Below are 21,597 nucleotides of genomic sequence, written 5' to 3' on the forward strand. Positions count from 1 at the left end.
GTACTTAAAATTTAGCGTTAACACCTAATGAAAACTGTTTCATGATCGGATAAGGTGTTCCCAGGCTACCTTGTTCCGGATCTCCCAGTTTAAAAGCACTAAGGGTTAATATATTTTCACCGGTAACATAGAAATTGAGAGATTTCATCACGCCGCCCAGTCGGTTCTTTAAACTTTCGGGGATGGTATAGCCCAGCTGAACATTTTTGATCTTAAGGTATGAGCCGTTTTTTAACCAGAAATCGCTGGCAACATCATTAATTACATCGGCTGTTTTTATCCTTGGATAATATCCGTTCAGATTGCTTGGCGAATAATGGTCATCTGCTACTTGTTGAGGAATGCTGGAAGCCAACCGCACAAATGAGCTGTTGATATAAGCGTAATTGGTATAAAACTTCATTCCTGCTCCTCCAGCCAGAATCACCGAAAGATTAAAGCCTTTGTAGCTCGCATTTAGGTTCAGGCCGAACACATATTTTGGCAAGGTTGAATAATTCTGGAATTGTGCATCTCCTGCATTACCATAAACACCATCATTATTGTTATCCGAATAAAGTAAATCACCCTTATAAAGATTCCCTGCTGCAACGGTATTCACCGGGCCAAAACTATAACCGGCAGCTTTCATTGCAATCACCCAGTTCAAATCGGCATCTGTTCTGATCATACCATCTTTGGGTCCTCCTTTCGGATCAACCGCACCGGTAGCTGTGGTATAGGTACCCGAGCCTTTGTAAACGGTTTGCAAATAAAACTCATTAATTAAGTGACCCTCTACAACACGATTATTACCCCCACTAGAAACTGCCGAAACATTGTTAGAAGTGGAAACACTGCCGTCAACCGCATTTACACCATATGTAGTAGCGATTAATCCCTTGTAATTCGTCACCTGATTTTTGTAATAGTATGCCAGGTTAGCTGTAGCACTGTAATGCAACTGGCCTTTATTACCCTGCCAGCCCAATGTAAATTCTATTCCCTTGGCACTTACGCCTGCCAGATTAACTGTGGGAGCGGTAGCGGTACCGTGGGTGATATCAATTGTCGGAAGAAAAAGGATTCCCGATGTTTTCTTACTAAACCAATCCGCGGTAAAGCTCAATCCTTTTAGCGCGGTTAGGTCGATTCCAAAATCAGTTTCTTCAGTGGTTTCCCAATGTAATGCGGGATTCCCTATTTTGGAAGTGTACAATCCCACTACTGACGTACCATTAAGTGAGTACGCCGTTGTGGTCGCACTGGTTGTAGAGTACAACGATTGCCAGTCATAATTTCCTGACGCTACATTACCTACCCTTCCCCATGAAGCCCTAATCTTGAATGTATTAACTTTTATTTTTTCCAGGAAATTTTTCAAAAATGCTTCTTTGTCTAAGTTCCATCCTGCCGAAAAAGAAGGAAAATATCCGAATTGATTTACCGGCCCGAATTTAGAGGATCCATCTCGTCTCAGATTTGCCTCAAACAAATACTTGTCTACGTAACTATAATTCAAGCGGCCGAAAAATGATCGGAAAGCATAGTTGTCGCCCGCGCTACCTGTTGGATTGGTTGGAAAAGAACTGGCTGTACTGATTGCTGTTACAGAACCATCAACTAGTCCTTTGGCGGTAATACTGGTTGCATAAGCATAAACTTTGTATTGATTATACCCCGCAAGTAAACCAAGATGGTGTTTTTCTCCAAAATTAGTATTATACCGAAGGAGACTTTCCATGGTCATGTTGTAAGATTTGCTGAAGCTATTAGCTGTTGTGGAATTAACCGGATCGGCTTGATCATTACTTTGCGTAATTGCATTCGTTTGAAAGTTTTTAAAACGCAAGGATTGGGGATCGGTGAAGCTATTGGTTTCATTAAATTTGGGTGCATAACTAATTCTTGGTTCAAACGTTAACCCTTTAGCGAGATTGGCTTTAACGTACCAGGTACTACTGATATTTGTGGAAATCCGGTTCCCTTTTGTTCCTCGCAAACGTGAAAGCACATTACCTGTACTCCCGTTTACGGGTACCGGATCTATACCATAATAACCATCGTAATAGGGATAAGCCATAGGTGCAATCTGTCTGAGAAAATTCAGAAAGTCTGAAACATTGGTCAGGCTGTATTTACCCAAATCGCCAAAGGTGTTGGTACCAACAGTAATGTAATCATTGATCTTTGTTTCCAGATTAATGCGGAAACGGTAATCGCTATAGGCAGTATTGTCGATTATTCCGGGATTATTGATGTAACCGAGGGAAAGAAGATAGCTAGTGCTTTCCGATTTACCATTTAATGAAATATTGTTGTTTTGCAATGCGCTTCGGTTTATGGTGGTTTTAGCCCAGTCTGTATTGGCATAGGCAACATCATTTGGTATACCCTGGGCAGTTGTACCATCAGGGTTAGAAGCCGCGTCTATGTAGGGTTGGATGATATCCGGGGAATAGATTACTGCCCCACCGATGTTTGCTGAAGCCTCATTGATTAACCGCATATAATCCACACTATTGGTTACGAATTTTGGCAGCTGTGAAGGTCGGGTGGAAGAAAATATACCACTGTAACTCAATGTTGGTTTTCCTGATCCTTTTTTAGTCGTAATCAGTATCACTCCGTTTGCAGCAAGCGAACCGTAAATTGCGGTTGATGCAGCGTCTTTTAACACTGTTACACTTTCCACATCCTGAGGATTCACCGCATCGATAGAACCGCTAATGCCATCAATCAAGACCAGAACACTTGAGCTGCTAAGCGTACTTAGCCCGCGTATGGACAAACTCGATGCATCACTCCCGGGCTGACCTGAAGATTGATTCGTGTATAAACCCGAAGCCAAACCTGCGAGGGAGTTGGACAAATTGGCAACCGGCCTATTTTCGATATCCTTACCGCTTATTGTCGCAATAGATCCCGTTAAGTTCACCTTCTTTTGCGTTCCATAGCCTACTACAACCACTTCGCTTAATGAGCCGGCATCAGGCAACATGGTGACATTTACCACTACACCAGTGCCAACCGGCTTTTCCTGTGCCTGATAGCCTACATATGAAAACAAAAGCACCGCATTTTTTGGCGCTGTAATGCTATAGTTACCTTTTGGGTCACTTACAGTAATCACCGTACTACCCTTTACCTTAACACTTACTCCTGGTAAGGTTTCCCCTTTTTCATCTTTAACAGTCCCTGAAATTTTAGCTTCCTGCGCCAAAGCATGAGTTACCGTGCATAAAACAAAGACAATTCCAAGCCATACGCACTTCATGCGCGATAAGTTCTCATTGTTTTTAGGATGTAAATAACCCTTTTTGTAAATTTTGATCATATTAGTTTAATGTTGGTTAATTTGGTTATACCTCAAGCAAGGCTTACGAATTGCTGCTATCGTCAATTGCTTGTTATATCAAATTTGATCATTATCATAAAAGGAGTAGGGTGAAAATCCTTAATAAAAGGGATGAAAATTCTAAATCTTTCGGAAAACTAAGGTCCTTAACTGAATCAGGTAAGTGGTACTAAAATTGAATTTCGCGCAATCTGTTCTGTGAAAGCAGAATTGTACCGCGAGAGTGCACCAGAAGATTGGTGAGGTATTAAAGAGATAATAAAGAGCTGTGTTTTCTCTTATTTAAGACTTCTGCTTAATGCTTTTCCCCAAAACGTACCAAGCGCCTGTGCCCCCTTTTTGTTTGGATGAAGATAGAATGTACCGGCGGGGCCATGTTCTTCATTCATATCGCTTAAGTCTTTTTTCTTAAAATATGGATATGCATCTTCATCGCCAAGGTAAACCCGCCCTGGCTGCACTTGCTTGTATGCCTTAACCAAAGACCTGATCTGAGGGAAATAGCTCTGCAATCTTGCTCTTCCTGCACGGAGATATACTGATCGGTTTTGTGTGCTGTCACTGTAATAAATCGGTGTATGGAATACAACTTTAGCATTAGGGTACATGCTCAGTAGCGTGTCGGCCAGGGTTTTTAAGTTAGAGCGATATGTCTCAGCGGAAACGGGAGATCCATTAGGTCCCTTCTCTGCGCTGTCGTTGGTGCCCAGCATAATACTAAAAACCAAGCCGGCATTTTTTTCAGCAAAAAAAGCATCTGCAGCTTTTACCAGCTCCGCAAATGCCTTATTGGTAACGGGCAAAAAGTCGACCGTTGTATAACCGCTGTGTCCCTGATTGCTGAATCGGACATTTTGAAACTTTCCTGAAACATTTAAATAATCTGTTGCAATAGCCGCAGGACCGAAAGTGCCGGCATTTTCTACCATCCGCGATTCTGTAATACTGTCGCCGATAAAAATGATATCGTAATTGTTCTTCTCTTTTAAACGAAAAGCGGCTGAAACGGTTAAACATATTACCGCGAATAAAAAAAACAATTTGTAAAGGCTCATTCTATTCATATTGGCCGGAATCGATTTTAACCGAATGTATTAATTTTTTTCCTTGCCGCGGTATTGTGCAACGGCCTATTCCCAATTGATAACTGGATTGCCCATACAGATGGATCATGAAAAAGACCGTTGTTGTTGTTTTATCGAGTACAAGTTAAGGGTATTCCTTTGCAAGCACATCCTCGGTCAGCTCTGCAAAAACCTGTTTAATCATTACTTCCGTCGCTTTTATGGCATCAATAAGCGCGACCTTTGGAATCCCTTTGGAAAAGTTCGGTGAGGTTTGCAGATAAGATAATTCATTTGCATTATTTTATATTTGAAAATTAATGCTCTGTTATGAAGTATCGATTAACCTTAGTTAAAGTTTTGATTGCTTTTTTGCTCTTTTCCATTAACCTTTTTGCTCAGAATAAACTCAACAGTTCTTACGTAGCGGTAAAGATTAATTACCTGAGCGGGGAAGATCTCCCTGATGACAACATCCTGAAATACACATATGTAAAATATACCTTTACCCCAACCGGAGAATTTGGTAGTTCATCAGCTTATAACGATAAAGGTTTAGAATATCTCTATCAGGTATCGGGCAACCGTTTGATGATTAAAACCCTTGAAGGTTCGGTGATCAATACTTTGAGAATCATGGAATGGGACAATAATAAGATGGTGTTGATTAGCGCTTCGGCTACCGGGGCACTTGATGATGCAATGTCTCTGCAATACACCTTCTACAATGAAAAACTGGTTCAGAGAAGTATGCCGTTAAAAGCTGATGATATTTTCAGCATTCAAGAAAATGATACAGTATATAAATCGGGACAAAAAATATATGCACCCTTTAAAGGCTCTTCTTTTCAACGGTATTTACAGCTGGAAATTGGTAAAAAGAAACTGAACCCAAAAGATGTGGAACTCATTTCTACCTTTATCATCAACGAAAATGGTAAACCTGATAGTCTGAGAATCCTTCAGGGCATCAGCAAAAAGTACGACGAAGAATATCGGAAAGCTTTCAACTCGGCCGCCGGAATGTGGTTACCGGCATATCACAACGGAAAAGCTGTTAAAGTATTGATGAATATATCATTGAAATACCTGAGTATAGGTGTGGCGATGCCTTCTTATTTTAGTTCGAAATCTGCAAATGACGCATACCAGCTAAAAGATTATACCCTTGCCTTGTATCATTACGATAAATCACTTGAGGCAAACCCTAATGATGTCAGCAATCTTTACCGCCGCGGGATTTGTAAGCAGATGCTGGGCAATATGGAAGGTGCCTGTGAAGACTGGAAAAAGATCAGGCAACTCGGTGATAACACCGCAAATGAATTTCATCAACCTCCTTTTGGGTTGGAGCGTGTTTGAGGTTATTCATGGTTCTGAAAAATTCCTCGGCCCTGCCTGCGGGCTGAACAAAGTAGACCAGCTTGCCCTGATCGGTGAGCTGTATCCAGGTATGTGGAATATTTCGGGGTAAAAAAGTAGTGTCGCCGGGCGCCATCATTATCGTTTCTCCTCCTACTACAAAACGGTAGCCGTTAAATATTTGTAACCAGCGCCCCTCTGATTAACAGACGGAGGCTGACCACCTCTAACTACATATTAACCAATTGGTTACAAACTATCAAAGAGATGCCGTCAAATATTTGTAAGGGTTTTTAATTAAATACAGATTTAGTACATTCTTTTGAATACATGGCTGCTGACTTTAATTTTTCCAAACCGAGGCCCAGAGCTTAACTAGATGTCTCGATTTTTAGTTTTGCACTCAAGTCGTGGAAATAACTTGGGGACCATATTTCAAGTACCTTTGGATCCTTTATAAATCTGGAGATGTCAGCTTTGACAAAGTCCATTTTAACCCTTTCAATCTTTTCGCCCAATAATTTCCTGAACTCTTCTTCGTTGATGGTCTCTTTTTTCCAGTCACCGCTATCTATCGCCCTTAGGACGAAATGATCGAGATTGAGAGGATATCCTTTTTTGATGTACCATTCCATATCATACCAGTCCCGCCCCTTTACATTCGTGCCCCACTTGCGAAAAAGCAATGCATGCATCTTTCCGGCAAAAAGGTCGGGAAGCGACAGGCACTTCACGTAAAACGAAAAAGGTTTGAGCAATAACTTTTCCTCCGTAGAAAACCCCAATGGCGGCTCTTTATCCACTTCTATTTTGATCTTGATACTGGCTACTTCCTTAAGTCCGTTCTGTGGGATAACACCCTCCAATATAAGTTCCCTCCAAATGGTTTTTGATTTTAGAAAGGCTGAGTTGATGTTGCTCTTCACTGTCTTCTGTTTTTCCGAAATAGATACCTTCATTCCTAGGGCAGCGAACTCATTTATGATAGCATCTTGGTATTTTTCCAGCGAAAAATCCGGATCAACGGCAAGCAACGAAAAATCCAGATCCTCCGAAAATCGGTCTAGCCCATAGAATATCCTAAGGGCAGTTCCCCCATAGAATGCCGCCTTTTCAAAAAAACCGGCACGGTTAAGCCCAGCCAGGGTAATCTCCTGCATGATTTCCCTCAATGCATCTTTAGCTTCCTCCCTGTTTGCGGGATGATAATCTTCGAGCCATTCCTTTATCATATTTTTTCGATCATTTTGATTAACATTTCCAGGCTTTCCCTTTTGGGTGCATTTTCCAGCCAACTTAACATCGCATTTAGATCAAACTTAGCGAGATCTTCCTCCTCCATTCTCAGGTTTCCAAAAACATAGTCCCTTGCAGAAGACTGGCTTCTTAAGGTTATGCCTGCTGTTGTAGCTATTTTATCGCATAGGGCCTTTTCGGGGGTTGCCATTATGGCTTGCTGATCTTTAGACAGATTCACAGTGGCAAGGCCGAATGCATAATAAGGCAATGGCAGGTTGGTATAGCTATATAGTCCAATGCTGGTTTGAAATTTCCTCGATGCTTTTGTAGTCATTGAAGTTACCGCAAACACTTTTTCTGGAATTAGCCCGTAATGGGCGAGCGCACTTTCCATTGAAAGGTAGCTTGGTCCGAGTATATGGTTGGCAAGCAGAGCGCTTTCAGGCCGTTCAGCACCAAGAGACCTACCTGCTATATAAAGTCCCTTTTTGATCGGTTCGATCAGACCATCTGCTTTTAAAGATAGTATCTTATCATTTGGCCGTTTATAGTCTTTCAAAAGGCCAGCCAGTAGCTGGTGGGTCAGCGGTTGGTTAGATAACTCTCTTAGTGCTGTCTGAATATCCATTGTAAAATATCAATAAGATAAACGGCTTATTTTCGTTTATCTTATGCTAAAGATACATAAAATATGCAAAACATTAACAAGATAAACGGATAAAATTCGTTTATCTTATGTTTATTCAACAATAATACTGAATTAAAAGATGGAAACTACTAAGACAAGTTGATGGCTGGAGCCTCCGCTTTAATAGACGGAAGCTATGGTGTGTCGTTAAGACAAAATGGAGGTAGGAAACTTCCTATTATGGAAATAAAAAACCCCATCCTATTGACTAGAAATGGGGTTTTCATGTGATTTTCGGACTTGAAAATCTGAGCTCCTTCTGCTGGGCTCGAACCAGCGACCCTCTGATTAACAGTCAGATGCTCTAACCAGCTGAGCTAAGAAGGAATGTTTTTTAACCGGCCAAAATCCTCTGGCAACTTTTTCATAAAAAATCCCCACATTGCTGTGAGGATTTTTGCTCCTTCTGCTGGGCTCGAACCAGCGACCCTCTGATTAACAGTCAGATGCTCTAACCGGCTGAGCTAAGAAGGAATCCGGCTTCCAATAAAACAAGGTTTCTAAGCTTTTCAGCAAACATCCCCTTGTTCGTTTTGGGAATGCAATATTAGGGCTTTTAAATTATTTATGCAATATTTGCAGTGAAAAATTTTTAAAAAAATTCAATTTAAAATATATGAGCCTGATAATCATAGGTACTGTAGCTTTCGATGCTATTGAAACTCCTTTCGGAAAAACAGATAAAATAGTTGGTGGCGCCGCAACTTACGCAAGTTTAGCTGCTTCATATTTCTATAATAAAGCAAAAATCGTTGCCGTTGTTGGAGATGATTTTCAAAAAGCCGATATCGACACCTTTACCGAACACGGAATTGATACCGAAGGATTACAAATAAAAGCCGGTGAGAAATCGTTCTTCTGGTCCGGAAAATACCACAACGACATGAACAGTCGCGATACCTTGATTACCGAATTAAATGTATTGGAAAACTTTGATCCGGTTATTCCTGAAAGCTACCAGGACTGCGAATACCTGATGTTAGGCAACCTGACACCACAAGTACAGCAAACGGTGATCAAACGCCTCAAAAACCGCCCAAAACTAATCGTTATGGACACCATGAACTTCTGGATGGACATTATGATGGATGATTTACTGGAAACCATTAAGCTTGTTGATGTATTGACGATCAATGATGCAGAAGCCCGTCAGTTATCAGGAGAATACTCTTTAGTTAAGGCAGCCAAGAAAATTCTGACCATGGGACCAAAATACCTGATCATCAAAAAAGGTGAGCATGGCGCATTGTTATTCCACGAAGATCAGATCTTCTCTGCACCCGCTTTGCCATTGGCTGAAGTATTTGATCCAACAGGGGCTGGTGATACATTTGCCGGTGGTTTTATTGGTTATTTAGCAAAAGTTGGAACCATCAATTTCAATAACATGAAAAATGCCATTATTTATGGTTCGGCACTTGCCTCATTCTGTGTAGAAAAGTTTGGTACAGAGAAATTATTAAATTTAACTGAAGATGAAGTTGCAGGAAGAATTCAGCAGTTTGTAAACTTAAGCGCCTTTACCATCGAGCTTTAGTAATGATCCATTATTAGCCGCAGATTCACAAAGATAAAATAACCATATGTGAATCTGCGGCTTTATCATTTAAAATCCTGCTGCTGCTGGCTGCTTGTTTCTGAGGTTGATTACGGTACGACTGATAACAGGCTGCAAGGCAATCAAAATGATACTAACCACACAAAGGACCGCAATCCATTCATAATAGCTTACGCAAAACTGTAAAAAGGTTTGTTTTTGCACCGCTTTATTAAGCAATCCAATGGCTGCCTTCCCCGCCTCATCCCTGGGCATTCCCCTCGCTGTCAAAGCCGATTGATACATTTTCAACCGATCTGCCAGGGTAAAATCAAGAACAGAAAGATTTTCGCGCAGTCCGTTGTTATGTGCTCCTTTAAAATAAATCTGATAAAAATTAATAAATGCCAGACTTAAGCTAAACGTCGAAAACCGCACAAACACCCCAACCGAAGATGCCGATTGACTCATGCTATCAGGGACAGATGACATAATGAACATCACTATTGGCGACATCACCATCCCAGCCCCTACGCCCTGCAAAAACAAAGGAACATAAAAGTTATTGGTTCCGGCTTCGCTGGCAAAAAGCAGACACATCCAAAGAAAAAATATGAATAGCAAGGTAAAACCTGTTACCCATAGCACCCGCAACTGTTTTTGGCGGGTTAAAAACCGGATAGCAATAACAGAACCTAAAACCACGCCAGCGATATTGAAAAGCATAATCTCATTGGCATGCAATGAATCCATACCCAATACATTGATAAAGTAGGACGAAGTGAGGGAAAAGGCCCCGCGAATAATATATAGGATAACCAGAAATACAATCCCGATTGAAAAATTCCGCGATTTAAAAACACTCAGATCAATCGCCGGCCTCTTTAATGTTTTTTGTCTTAAAATAGAGGTGAGACCCAAAGTAACAATCGCTACAATGGAAAGCACAATACCCGGATCATCCAGCCAGTCGCGCTGCTGACCATAAACCAGCACATAGGCAATCAGCACCAGCATCACCGAAAACAACACAAAGCTCATCCAATCGATTTTATACAGTGGCATTTTCCTCAGCACATGTACCTTGTTCATTACACTGAAAAGCAGAACAGCGCTGGGTAAAAAACAAAAAATTATCGCCTTATATACCACGTTGTATTCAAAATTCTCAACGATTGGAACGGAAAACAAAGCTGTAATGGGCGAAACACAAAGTATCATCCCGTAAAATATAGTATATCCGGTTTCCTTTGCATGTTCAGATTTCAAGCGACTAAAAAGCAAATTCAACGAAATGCTGGTAATTCCACAATTTACAACCCCTTGTAAAAACCGGAGCGCAAATATAATACCCATAATCCGGGTATGGTAACACCAATAGGCAATGGCAATTTCCAACACTACACAGATCAGCAAATAATCCTTTGTAACCACACGGGCAAAAAAGCGTCGTTCAACCACTGCAAAACTTGCTACGGCAGCATAAAACATCAATAACGAAAATTGTACATCAGAAGGTTCAGCACCATAATAGCCGGCGGCAGCAATGCCATCGGCAGTAGATAATGCAAAAAGCAATACCGATGAAAGCAATACCGATACAATGCTGGTTACAACCAACCACTCTGGTACTCTTGCTTTAAATATGGGCAAAACCTCAGTCATTTCTGTTTACTTTTACACTGGCACTCATTCCGGCACTTAACAAACCAAAATCATTCCCCTTATCTACCAATTTGATACGAACAGGGATTCGCTGTGCAATTTTCACAAAGTTCCCTGTTGAGTTATCGGGAGGGAGCAATGAAAACCTCGAACCTGTTGCACCCGACAATGATTCTATTTCACCTGAAAAAAGCACATTCGGAAAAGCATCAACCTCTACATTAACCTTTTCACCTACATGCATTCTGCCAATCTGTGTTTCCTTGAAATTTGCAACAACCCATTTACCGGCGCTTCTATCCACAATATAAGCTAAAGTTTGTCCGCTTTGGACCAATTGCCCGGCCTGAATGGTTCTACGCCCCATCTTCCCATCATAAGGCGCAACGATTACCGTGTAAGATGTATTCAGGTTATTCCTTTTTACAACAGCTGCCCTCCTTTTGATCTCTGATTCAAGCACATCACTTTGCGCCCTGATATCATTCGTTTTGGAAATCGATGTAACATAATCTTCTTTCGCAGCCTGATACTCTGCCTGAGCAACCTGTAAAGTACTCTCAATGGTTTCCAGCTGCTGACGGGTAGCAGACTCGGCATCAAAAAGTTTTTTGTATCGGTTATAATCAGTTTCAGCCTTCCATAGTTTTGCCTTAGCCGCAGCAATCTTGGCCTGCGCAACCGAAGCTGCACTTTGAACCGTTTTGATATTACTCTGCTGAACCGAAACCTGAGCTTTTGCATTCATCAGCGAAGCCGAAGCCTCATCCTGCTGAACAGTATAATCGTCGTCATCTATCAAAACCAGTGTATCGCCCTTTTTAACCTCTTCATTCTCCTCAAACCTGACTGATTTGATATAGCCGCTTACCCTGGCCGTGACCGGATTTATGTATTCATCTACTTGTGCATCATTGGTTTCTTCGTAACGTAAATAGCCAAGAAGTGTTTTCGCACCCCATACTACCAAAACCGCAAGCACAATAAGCGCTATAACGGTGGTAATCCTACTGATAATTTTATCTGCCTTATTTTGTGTTTGTGTGTTCATTTTATAAGTTTCCTACAGCTTTTTGTAATTGATAGTATTGAATTCTGGCATTTACTTTTGCAGTGGTTAATTCGAATTTCGACTGTAAAACCTGTGTTTCTGCGTCAAGTAAATCAGTTAAGAGCGAAAGTTGATTGAAATAAGTATTCTGTACAATCCTGTAACTTTCCGTAGCCTGTTTGATATTTTCTTCTGCCAGACTAATCCGCTGCAACGATTCTTTGTAACGGATATAATTCTCCTGCACTTCCTGCCTGATATTGTCCTTCACATCCTCATCCTCAACTTCTTGTTGCTTCAATCTGATTTGCGCTTCCTTTACCTTATGTTGATTGGTATACCATGATGATATGGGGATCTTCAACTTTAAACCAAACATCCCGTTGCTGTACAGCGAAAGCGCATAAGGATAAAACTGAATTTGAGGATAAGCATAAGCATATTCTCCAAAGAAGCCCAGCGTTGGCAAAATATTTGATTTAACGTTCTTTAGTTTCAGTTTAGCCAGCTCTTGTTCCTTTTCCGAAACCTGGAGTTTAAAAGAAGAATTTTTGGCATCCGAAACATAATCTTCCACCTGCTTCAAAGCAGCAACATCGCTTTCAGCGGTTAAAACCTCGGGAGTTAACGTAGCATCATCAGGTCTTCCAATTAAAATATTAAGTTTCTGTTTCGCAATCCTGATACTGTTTTCAATTTCCGTAAGCAGCATTTTTTGCTTCGATAAACGGAGCTCAGCCCTCAGCACATCACTTTTTAAAACCGTGCCGTTTTTATAAAGCTAATTAATTTCGGCAAGTTGCTTCTCCCGGTCACGAATATCCTGTTCCAGCAAACTTTTGTATGAAATGTTCCGAAAAACATCATAAAAATAAACTGCAGCGGTATAGTGAATTTCCTGACGGCTTTGCCGCTTCTGCACATTACTTAGTTCGCTTTCTACCTTTGAGGCTGCAATTTCAGTATTGGTTTTCCCACCATTATAAATGTTTACATAAGCTTCAGCTCCCGCTTTGTAATACGTTGGCGCAACCTCAAACTGCGATGGCGTATGAAACAAACCATTATCATAAATGGGCAAGGGAAGCACATGTGCATAGGTACCTGCAGCTGAAACCTCAGGCAACCGCTCTGCCTTACTTACCTTAATATGGGCTTCTGCAGCGTGAGCGGCTAATTCGTGTAACTGATTTTTCTTACTGTTACTGTCTGCAAGTGCCCAAACCTCATCAATGGTAAAATGACCGGATGAGGCGATTTGTGCATGTAAAAAATTGGATGATAAAAGAAAGGCCATACACAGCCAAAACATTCTTTTATAAGCTATAAAATTCATACCTGTTAATTAATGATGCAAATTTCGACAGAGATTTGTTTCTTTGTTTTATCTAAAGTGACAGATATTTATTCAAACCGGCCAAATGTTAAAAGTTAGCAACGAGGACCTTTTATTTGCAATCGACGAAAAACCAGAAACCATGTACGTTTGGCACAGCAGGTTCGAAGACCGATTTCAAGACCATACTCACTCGAAAGGACAATTGACTTACGTAGAGGGAGGGATCATCTTTTTATACACCAAAGAGAAATCTTACTTTCTGCCGGCCAGGCATTACGTATGGATACCGGCAGGTATAGAGCACCATTTACAACACCGGTATCATGCTGCAGTGGTACGGAATATTTATTTTGACACCACCACAGATGATGAAAATCCTTTCTATAATCAGATTGGCATATACCCTGTGAATAATCTCCTGCTCGAAATGTTTTTGTATTCAGAGAGATGGAACGGAAATATAGAGCCAGGAACCAAAGAATATGATTTTTTAAACACGCTGAAAAATATCCTCCCTGTGGTGAGCCAGCATCCTTTGCCAATCGCGCTACCCACTACCGAAAACCAGCGTTTAAGACCCGTATTGAAACACATTATCGACAATCTTTCAAATGATACGATGAGTCTGGAGAGTGTTGGAAAGGCCAATGGATTTAGCGAACGTACCTTATCACGTTTATTTCAGTCGGCCATGGACACTTCTTTTTTTCAGTACTTAAAACTGGCGAGAATGATAAAAGCAATGGAGAAATTACTGGAAACCGAGCTCACCATCAGCGAAATTGCCTATGAGGTTGGCTATAACAGTATTTCCTCTTTCAGTAATACATTTTATAAAATGGTTGGCAAGAGGCCCTCAGAATTTAAAGAATTGAAACTGGCTACCTTAACCAAGATTAACCTGGTATAATCAGCGCCGCAATGGGGCTGAACTTTTCAAACACAGCATCAGTATGAGGTGCGTCGGGCAATTCGTCTGTTAAGTCCTGACCAGCCCAATGCTCGTAATGTTTGCCGTTTCGCCATAAGCGGCTCTCGGTCATATCATATATCAAACCTTTATAGGCTACCCATATTTGCGGCTTATCCTGTCCGTTTCTTAATGCAAGCTGTTGTTTGGTATAAACCGGTAAATCCATTTGATATGTTCTAATAGCTACAATGGCGAGTAAGTTACACAACCAGGTGTTCAGTGCTGTTTTTGTTAGCGCTATACTTGTCTTTAAAAAATTCGTACAGATAAATATTCATCAGCAATAATCCCATTAAATAAAAATGGTCTTCAAACGGAATTGTACCCACCCTAAAGCCAAGGTTTTCCTTATCGTTATATATCACCACTGGTATTGCGGTTAAAAATCCATTAACAATGTAAAAGGGCAGCAACGAAACAAGATAAGCCCTGTAAAATTTGTACATAAACCTGAACTTAACATTCATATACTCCACATAAGCCAGCAAAATTAAGAGGAACCCAAAATTGATAATCGTATACCACCGGTTATACCCAAAAAATAACATGGCCACGGAAAGTCCTAAAAACAGGTTACTGAGCGAAAAACTGTATTTCTGTAAATCGTTCTTTGGAAAGTAAATGTTAAGACATTCATAAATAAAAATACAGGCATAGGGAACAGTGAGAAAAAACAGGATTTCTTCAAGCGGTAAACCAAAAAAGCTAATCCCCACGATGTAATCAGGATTGAATGACCATACATTAAGCTTTACAAATAATAGATCCCACACCAGGAAAACAGCACCGGTAATTAAAATCGCAGGAATTACAAATCTCCATTTGCTGAAAAAGTACACCTTTCTATCAAATGAAAGCACAAGTGGAAAAACAATAACAGCAATATTAATAAGCAGGTAGATATAGTTCATTTAGGTAAATTTCTTTAAAATATTGATTTCGGCTGCAGTACATCGTTTACTGTCGATCATAAACCTGGCTACACTCCTGATTAATTCATCATTGGCTACGCCAAAGTTACGGTTTTGGTAGTGTTTTATAATTTCTTTCCTATCGGTTTCCAGTTCCTTACCAAAGCCCAGAAATCCTGGTGTAAAATGCTCAATGGAAAAACGCATGAAACGAAGCTCCAAATTTTCAGCATCCATATTAATGGCTTTTTGCATTGTTTTTAACGCCTGCTTCAAATATTTGATCTTATTGTATGGATTCCAGGCGTGCTTGGCCTTGAGCGCCTCTAACGTACCGCAATACCCGTTAATTAAAGCAGTCTTATTTTTGAATTCGCTTAGTTTCAGATATAGTGAGTCGGTAAGTGATGAATTATCAACAGCCTTGATTAAGTTATTCTTTAGTATGGCAACCTCTTTCGGAGACAATTGTGAATAGCTAACCTGAATGGAACCAAAAAAAAACAGTAATAAAATTTGAAATTTCCTCATCTAGTAAAACAAAGGTATAAAAAGTCAGTTGTTTTTTAACGTTTGGAGAATCAGCAGTAAAAGATTCGAAAATTAGTCCACGATGGCACATTCCTTAACGTGCTTTATAAAACAAAATCGGTAAAAAATCACTTTATTTACGCAATGGATAATAAACCAAAAGTAATTGTGATCGGCGCAGGCTTTGCAGGATTGGCAGCCGCTGCAGTTTTAGCTAAAGATGGTTTTGAGGTTACCGTACTCGAAAAAAATGAAATGGCAGGAGGAAGGGCCAGAACCTGGGAGAAAGACGGCTTTACCTTCGATATGGGGCCGAGCTGGTATTGGATGCCTGATGTGTTTGAGAATTTCTATCAGCTATTTAACAAAACCACTGCTGATTTCTATGACCTGCAACGCCTAAGTCCATCATACAGGATTTATTTTGGACAGAATGATCGTATGGACATTCCTTCCACTTTAACAGATTTGTATCAACTATTCGAAGAACTTGAACCCAACAGCAGTAAAAATCTCGACTCATTTCTGGCACATGCAAAATACAAGTACGATGTAGGAATGAACGAGTATGTATTCAAGCCATCCCATAGTATAATGGAATATTTTGATCCGCGTTTAGCCGTCAGCGGGATCAAGCTGCAACTATTAGGCAACATGCGAAAACATGTACATAAGCTGTTTAAAAATGATAAGCTCAGAAAGCTGCTGGAATTTCCGGTTCTATTTCTCGGGGCCACCCCGCAAAATACACCCGCACTGTATAGCTTGATGAATTATGCCGATCTGGTATTGGGCACCTGGTACCCAAAGGGCGGTATGCATAAAATTGTTTCAGCTATGCAAACCATTGCCATAGAACAAGGCGTGAAGTTCAAATTCAATACAGAGGTTACGAAAATCAATGTAAAAAATAATATTGCAGATGAGGTAGTGACCAGCGACGGGAATTATAAAAGTGACTTCGTTATCGGAAATGCCGATTACAACCATATCGAACAAAAACTTTTAAATTCCGAAAACCGAAGATACACCGAGGAATACTGGGACAGCCGAACGATGGCTCCCTCTTGTTTATTATTCTATGTTGCTGTAGATAAAAAACTGAAAGACATTTTACACCATAACCTGTTTTTCGATGAAAACTTTGATGCACACGCTGAAGAAATTTATACAGAACCAAAATGGCCATCCAAACCATTGTTCTATGTATGCTGCCCCTCTGTTACCGATAGCAGTGTAGCACCTGAAGGATGCGAAAACCTTTTCTTTTTAATTCCTGTAGCACCGGGACTGAAAGATATCGAAAGCAAAAGAGAAGAATACTTTAATTTGATCCTTAAACGCTTCAATGAATTAACAGGAAACGACATACATAACAATATTTTGTTCAAAAGGAGCTATGCCATGAAAGATTTTGAGCAGGACTACCATGCCTTCAAAGGAAATGCCTATGGCTTAGCAAACACATTGAAACAAACCGCATTCCTAAAACCAAAGATGGCTTCCGTTGTAACAAATTTTTTATACACCGGACAATTAACCGTTCCAGGCCCTGGAGTGCCCCCTGCAATCATATCAGGGCAAGTGGTAGCAAAAGAAATAAAAAAAAAGTTAAAAAAAGCTTGACAAACTTAAAATTTCCCCTATCTTTATAACCACAAAACAAAAACACTATTTAAAAGCCTGAAAACACATAATCGTTTAAGGTTTTCATTTGTTTCGAAATAAGAGAGAAGATAAGTTGTTGAAAGCAAAAATAAGAATCAACTAACCAAATATATGATAAGCAAGAAGGCCTGGAGACATCCGGGCCTTTTGCTTTTAATTCAATTCCCGCCAAGCGCACACCCTCTAGTCGTTCAAATACGAATTCTTGATGAAGCCTCCGGTAAATAACAAAACAAAAAAAGCCCGGAAATAATCCCGGGCTTCATGTTTTTCATGTGGTGTATTTTAAGCCATTTCAGCTAAAGCAATGTCTTTAGAGTATGTTTTCAGGTATTTTTTAAGAATTCCACGCGCAACGTGAATACGAGTTTTTACTGTTCCAATTGGAATGTTCAGCATATCTGCTATTTCATGGTATTTGAAGCCTTCGAAATAACGGATAAAAGGAATATAATATTCTTCAGGCAGTTGCGCTAAAGCCTTATCTATATCGCCGAGCACGAATTTACTTTCTGCCTGATTTTTGGTTGCACTATAAGAAAGGTTTGCTGAAGATATATCGTCGCTTTGGGTAATTAAAGTATTGGTTTTAACCAGGCGGCGATAGTTATTGATAAAGGTATTTTTCATGATGGTAAACAACCACCCTTTTAAATTTGTACCTTCTTTAAACTTATTATAATACGTAATAGCCTTAAGCATAGTATCCTGAACAAGATCATTTGCATCTTCTGCATCTTTGGTGAAGTTTAAAGCGTAAGATCTTAGGGATACTGAATGGTGGTTAACTAGGTGGTTAAATTCGAATTTTGTCATGATGTTTAGCTTTAGGTAAGATAAAAAGTCAAATGAACTATGTTTCATTCCCTTTAGCTTAAACAAAGTTAGTACCAAAAATTTTTGGCACGAGCCCGAAACCCTGTACGGGTTTTGAGACTGGATTTCGTCACAAAATATTTACTTCCCGCTCGAGAGTGACTCCAAAAGTAGACTTCACACTGTCTATAATCTGGGCAGAAAAATCAAAAATGGCTGTGCCAGAAGCACCTCCGTGGTTCACCAGCACCAGTGCCTGATTTTTCCAGGTACCGGTTTTACCCACTACTCTCCCCTTCCAGCCACATTGTTCAATTAGCCATCCTGCTGCCAGTTTAATCTTATTATCGGCTGTAGGATAATGGACCACATCGGGGTGCCTGGCAATAATATCAGCAAACTCAAATTTTTCAATAACCGGGTTTTTAAAAAAACTGCCGGCATTTCCGATAGTGGAAGGATCGGGAAGTTTGCTAACCCGGATGTGCGATACAGCTGCAGAAACATCAGCAATTCCAGGAACCTCAATGCCACGCTTTTGCAGTTCGGCTTCAATTGCACCATACGATGTGTTAACGCCCGCCTTTGTTTTTAATCTGAATTTTACAGTGGTGATAATGTATTGCCCTTTTAATTCAGCTTTGAAAATACTTTCACGATAACCGAAGTGACAATCAACGAAAGTAAATGTCTTAATTTCACCAGTTTTGATTTCAAAAGCCGTACAACTTTCAAATACATCTTTTAATTCAACACCGTAAGCGCCGATGTTCTGGATGGGCGAAGCACCCACAGTCCCAGGAATCAGGCTCAGGTTTTCTACGCCCCCAAAGTTATTTCCTACACAATAATTAACAAAATCATTCCACACCACTCCTGCTCCGGCAGTAACCAACACATCTAAACCATCTGTTTCCGCAGAGATACCCTTGATGCACATCCTGATGATCAGACCATCGTAATCTTTAGTAAAAAGCACATTGCTTCCGCCGCCAATTATGAAAAGCTCCTGATTTTTGAACAGCTCCATTCCGAACAGATCTATTAAATCCTGCTCATCAAAAATTTCCACAAAATAACGCGCTCTTACATCGATACCAAACGAATTAAAAGGCTTAAGCGAAACGTTTTCCTGGATTTGAAGCATAGTTACAATATTATGCTGCAAAGTAAAGCAAAAAAAATAACTGCCCGGATATTAACAGACAAAAGGTGGTTTAAAAACTGATTTTCGTTAAATTAAAGTTTCTTTTGCTACAACCGCCCTTCATCGGAGATTGTACGGAGTTTCATCGGAGTTTTATGTAAATCAGCAGTTTAACCTGAGTGGAAATCAAGCAGAAGCTAAAAATAAATTTGCAACTTATTCTGAATAGTTGTAAATTCAATTATAAATTTTTTCAATATGGGAAGTGTAAAAAATGGCATCTTAGGAAATTTCAGCGGAAAAGTCGGTTCAGTAGTCGGCGTTGTGTCACGCGGAAAAAATTATTTGAGGGGTTTACCTAAAAAATCAAGTAAACCGCCTACCTTAAAACAAATTGCTGCAAGGGCAAAGTTCAGGTATTTTAATGAATGGCGCAATCCTTTTTTTAAATTCTTTGCGATTACCTTCATCAATCAAACTGCAACACATTCTGCCCAGAATGCAGTTCACCGTTTTAATAAGGATATCGTAATTGGCGAATACCCGGATTTTGATTTAGATTATCCCAAAATCAAAATCAGCGAAGGCACCTTAGCATTACCAGAAAATTTTGAACTCAGATTAAGTGAGCAAAATCTGTTATTTACCTGGAAAAAATTGCCATCTGATTATCCGAATATGAAGATTGATGACCTGCTGGCATTTGCGGTACTCAAAAAAAATGATAAAATGGATATCGCAGCAAGCACATGCGCCACGAATAGAGGATCAGGCCATTACGAATATACCCTGCCTGAAAATTTCCACGGACATGAGGTTTATGTATATGGAACATTTTTAAGCAACAACAGACAGCAGGCATGTACAAGTTTTTATTTCGGACTCTATTCAGTCCCTCTACCTTAGACGGAAATTAAATGATTACAGAAACAAACTTTTGCGGCACAACAACGCCGGATGAACCGAATTAGGGCAAACCTTATTTTACTTTGCCTTAAACAGCTTTTTACTTACGAACAGCAATCCAAAAGCTTTGCCTCTCTCCTTATTTCTGTTTTTATGATGGATTTTATGTGCCTTTCTTACCGCCATTAAATAGCTATTCTTACTCGAGAAGGTTTTTAACCTCCGGTGCACAAACCAGTCGTGCACAACAAAGTAAATAACCCCATAAACACTGATCCCTACACCAACAAAAAAAACATTCCCGAAATGATGTCTGTCTGCAAACATCAGGGCCAGCGAAATCACAGCAAAGCCAACAGCGAACAAATCATTCCATTCAAAGAACGATTCCGTTTTTTCATGATGACTCTTATGCAAAAACCATAATGGTCCGTGAAACAGGTATTTATGCATGCACCAGGAAAAACATTCCATCAATACAATGGTCACTAAAACAACGAGAAGCCTAACGATTATCACCTCCATAATATAAATTAATTCCTAAATATACTATAAACCAACGAAAAAGGTTTTAATTGTCACATGATTGTAAGCTTGCGTTCGAATTATGAATCAGGCAATTAACAATTTCATTTAAAACATCTAACTTTGACCAAAGTATTAAAAAAGTCAGAAAGTAGAAAAGTAAAATGATTGTAGCTGATAAAAAGCGAGAACAAATTATTGATGGAGCCATCAAGCGTTTCAGTCACTTCGGAATTGGTAAAACCACCATGAACGATATTGCTGAAGATCTCTCCGTTTCCAAGCCCTCCCTTTATTATTATTTCCCCGACAAGAAAAGTTTGATTGTTGGTGTGATTGAAAAAGTATTTACCGATTATTTTGATTTGTTAAAGAAAAAGTATAATCCGGATGCATCGTTGGAAACTGTTTTGTACCAAACCATCGACATCCGAAGCAGCTTCTTCCTGAAATATTTCATGCTAAGAATATCGGAAGGATTGCCGGATATTTTCAACGATGATTCGATGAAGAAAAAGTTAACTGCACTAAAGGATAACGAAAAAGTTTTTTTTGCAGATATTTTTGAAAAGGCACAGGTTAACGGGGAGATCAAACACGAAAGTATGTCACATGTAGCAGAACTCTATCTGGAAAGTTTGATGGGTTTAGTAAACATGTGTTTGCTGGAAATTGGAAAAGATTTGACTCCAGATAAAAAAGCAGTGAACAAAATGGCGCAGAAACAGAAAGATCTTTCATCGATTTTTATAAAAGGATTAAAGTGCTAAAGCCAGATAACGAAAGCATAAGCTAAACAGGAGTAGTGTGCTGTCCTGATACTTATTACCAGCTACTT

20 protein-coding genes and 2 tRNA genes are annotated in these 21,597 nt (G+C 39.8%); 6 read left to right on the forward strand and 16 right to left on the reverse strand.

The annotated features are described in order from the left end of the window. Positions 1-4 precede the first annotated feature (4 nt). Both AC570I_RS05655 and AC570I_RS05660 read right to left on the reverse strand, forming a co-directional pair. A complete protein-coding gene (locus tag AC570I_RS05655; RefSeq protein ID WP_497404723.1) occupies positions 5-3,316 on the reverse strand; it encodes a SusC/RagA family TonB-linked outer membrane protein in 3,312 nt (1,103 codons plus the stop codon). A 299-nt stretch (positions 3,317-3,615) separates the two neighbouring features. Beyond that, positions 3,616-4,392: a GDSL-type esterase/lipase family protein gene (locus tag AC570I_RS05660; protein WP_497404724.1), complete on the reverse strand. Its 777-nt coding sequence runs from the start codon at positions 4,390-4,392 to the stop codon at positions 3,616-3,618. 339 nt (positions 4,393-4,731) lie between these two features. On the opposite strand from AC570I_RS05660, the gene AC570I_RS05665 reads away from it, so the two are divergent. Beyond that, a complete protein-coding gene (locus AC570I_RS05665) occupies positions 4,732-5,763 on the forward strand; it encodes an energy transducer TonB (RefSeq protein WP_497404725.1) in 1,032 nt (343 codons plus the stop codon). Positions 5,764-6,134: 371 nt separating this feature from the next. On the opposite strand, the gene AC570I_RS05670 is transcribed toward AC570I_RS05665, so the two are convergent. From AC570I_RS05670 to AC570I_RS05685, 4 genes are all read right to left on the reverse strand, one after another. After that, positions 6,135-6,995, reverse strand: coding sequence for a nucleotidyl transferase AbiEii/AbiGii toxin family protein (locus AC570I_RS05670; protein ID WP_497404726.1), 861 nt, complete (start codon positions 6,993-6,995; stop codon positions 6,135-6,137). Further along, the gene (locus tag AC570I_RS05675; RefSeq protein ID WP_497404727.1) at positions 6,992-7,630 is read right to left on the reverse strand and encodes a type IV toxin-antitoxin system AbiEi family antitoxin domain-containing protein; all 639 of its coding nucleotides are present in this window, start codon (positions 7,628-7,630) and stop codon (positions 6,992-6,994) included. Before AC570I_RS05675 ends, AC570I_RS05670 begins: the two co-directional genes overlap by 4 nt. Positions 7,631-7,943: 313 nt before the next feature. Continuing rightward, positions 7,944-8,017: transfer RNA gene (locus AC570I_RS05680), tRNA-Asn, on the reverse strand. 73 nt (positions 8,018-8,090) lie between these two features. Beyond that, a tRNA-Asn gene (locus AC570I_RS05685) sits at positions 8,091-8,164 on the reverse strand. A gap of 142 nt (positions 8,165-8,306) precedes the next feature. Here AC570I_RS05685 and AC570I_RS05690 point away from each other — a divergent pair. Continuing rightward, a complete protein-coding gene (locus AC570I_RS05690) occupies positions 8,307-9,227 on the forward strand; it encodes a PfkB family carbohydrate kinase (RefSeq protein ID WP_497404728.1) in 921 nt (306 codons plus the stop codon). 69 nt (positions 9,228-9,296) lie between these two features. Here the strand turns inward: AC570I_RS05690 and AC570I_RS05695 are convergent, their stop codons facing one another. The 4 genes from AC570I_RS05695 to AC570I_RS05710 form a co-directional block, all read right to left on the reverse strand. Further along, a complete protein-coding gene (locus tag AC570I_RS05695; protein WP_497404729.1) occupies positions 9,297-10,892 on the reverse strand; it encodes an MFS transporter in 1,596 nt (531 codons plus the stop codon). Beyond that, the gene (locus AC570I_RS05700; RefSeq protein ID WP_497404730.1) at positions 10,885-11,943 is read right to left on the reverse strand and encodes an HlyD family secretion protein; all 1,059 of its coding nucleotides are present in this window, start codon (positions 11,941-11,943) and stop codon (positions 10,885-10,887) included. The genes AC570I_RS05695 and AC570I_RS05700 overlap by 8 nt, the downstream gene beginning before the upstream one ends. Before the next feature lies 1 nt (position 11,944). Then, a complete protein-coding gene (locus AC570I_RS05705) occupies positions 11,945-12,655 on the reverse strand; it encodes a TolC family protein (RefSeq protein ID WP_497404731.1) in 711 nt (236 codons plus the stop codon). 69 nt (positions 12,656-12,724) lie between these two features. Continuing rightward, the gene (locus AC570I_RS05710) at positions 12,725-13,279 is read right to left on the reverse strand and encodes a TolC family protein (RefSeq protein WP_497404732.1); all 555 of its coding nucleotides are present in this window, start codon (positions 13,277-13,279) and stop codon (positions 12,725-12,727) included. Between the two features lie 85 nt (positions 13,280-13,364). Between AC570I_RS05710 and AC570I_RS05715 the strand changes: the two genes are divergently transcribed. Further along, positions 13,365-14,192: a helix-turn-helix domain-containing protein gene (locus AC570I_RS05715; RefSeq protein WP_497404733.1), complete on the forward strand. Its 828-nt coding sequence runs from the start codon at positions 13,365-13,367 to the stop codon at positions 14,190-14,192. On the opposite strand, the gene AC570I_RS05720 is transcribed toward AC570I_RS05715, so the two are convergent. Genes AC570I_RS05720 through AC570I_RS05730 form a run of 3 tightly spaced genes read right to left on the reverse strand, consistent with a single transcriptional unit; the run spans position 14,179 to position 15,697 of the window. Further along, positions 14,179-14,421: a cytochrome b5 domain-containing protein gene (locus tag AC570I_RS05720; RefSeq protein ID WP_497404734.1), complete on the reverse strand. Its 243-nt coding sequence runs from the start codon at positions 14,419-14,421 to the stop codon at positions 14,179-14,181. The two genes, AC570I_RS05715 and AC570I_RS05720, sit on opposite strands and share 14 nt — an antisense overlap. 34 nt (positions 14,422-14,455) lie before the next feature. Further along, positions 14,456-15,166 (reverse strand): lycopene cyclase domain-containing protein, encoded by a 711-nt coding sequence (locus AC570I_RS05725; protein ID WP_497404735.1) that lies wholly within the window; start codon positions 15,164-15,166, stop codon positions 14,456-14,458. Beyond that, a complete protein-coding gene (locus AC570I_RS05730) occupies positions 15,167-15,697 on the reverse strand; it encodes a hypothetical protein (protein WP_497404736.1) in 531 nt (176 codons plus the stop codon). A gap of 144 nt (positions 15,698-15,841) precedes the next feature. On the opposite strand from AC570I_RS05730, the gene crtID reads away from it, so the two are divergent. Beyond that, positions 15,842-17,323 (forward strand): bifunctional phytoene desaturase/3,4-desaturase, encoded by a 1,482-nt coding sequence (gene crtID / locus AC570I_RS05735; RefSeq protein WP_497404737.1) that lies wholly within the window; start codon positions 15,842-15,844, stop codon positions 17,321-17,323. Positions 17,324-17,650: 327 nt separating this feature from the next. Here crtID and AC570I_RS05740 read toward each other — a convergent pair whose 3' ends face one another. Both AC570I_RS05740 and murB read right to left on the reverse strand, forming a co-directional pair. Next, positions 17,651-18,181: an RNA polymerase sigma factor gene (locus tag AC570I_RS05740; RefSeq protein ID WP_047800424.1), complete on the reverse strand. Its 531-nt coding sequence runs from the start codon at positions 18,179-18,181 to the stop codon at positions 17,651-17,653. Positions 18,182-18,311: 130 nt separating this feature from the next. Next, a complete protein-coding gene (murB, locus tag AC570I_RS05745; protein ID WP_497404738.1) occupies positions 18,312-19,328 on the reverse strand; it encodes a UDP-N-acetylmuramate dehydrogenase in 1,017 nt (338 codons plus the stop codon). A 258-nt stretch (positions 19,329-19,586) separates the two neighbouring features. Between murB and AC570I_RS05750 the strand changes: the two genes are divergently transcribed. After that, the gene (locus AC570I_RS05750; RefSeq protein WP_497404739.1) at positions 19,587-20,234 is read left to right on the forward strand and encodes a DUF6266 family protein; all 648 of its coding nucleotides are present in this window, start codon (positions 19,587-19,589) and stop codon (positions 20,232-20,234) included. A 78-nt stretch (positions 20,235-20,312) separates the two neighbouring features. On the opposite strand, the gene AC570I_RS05755 is transcribed toward AC570I_RS05750, so the two are convergent. Then, the gene (locus AC570I_RS05755) at positions 20,313-20,759 is read right to left on the reverse strand and encodes a sterol desaturase family protein (RefSeq protein WP_497404740.1); all 447 of its coding nucleotides are present in this window, start codon (positions 20,757-20,759) and stop codon (positions 20,313-20,315) included. 164 nt (positions 20,760-20,923) lie between these two features. Between AC570I_RS05755 and AC570I_RS05760 the strand changes: the two genes are divergently transcribed. Beyond that, complete coding sequence (locus AC570I_RS05760) at positions 20,924-21,529, forward strand: TetR/AcrR family transcriptional regulator (protein WP_497404741.1); 606 nt, start codon at positions 20,924-20,926, stop codon at positions 21,527-21,529. Positions 21,530-21,597 lie beyond the last annotated feature (68 nt).

It is taken from the genome of Pedobacter sp. A2324, from assembly GCF_059693705.1.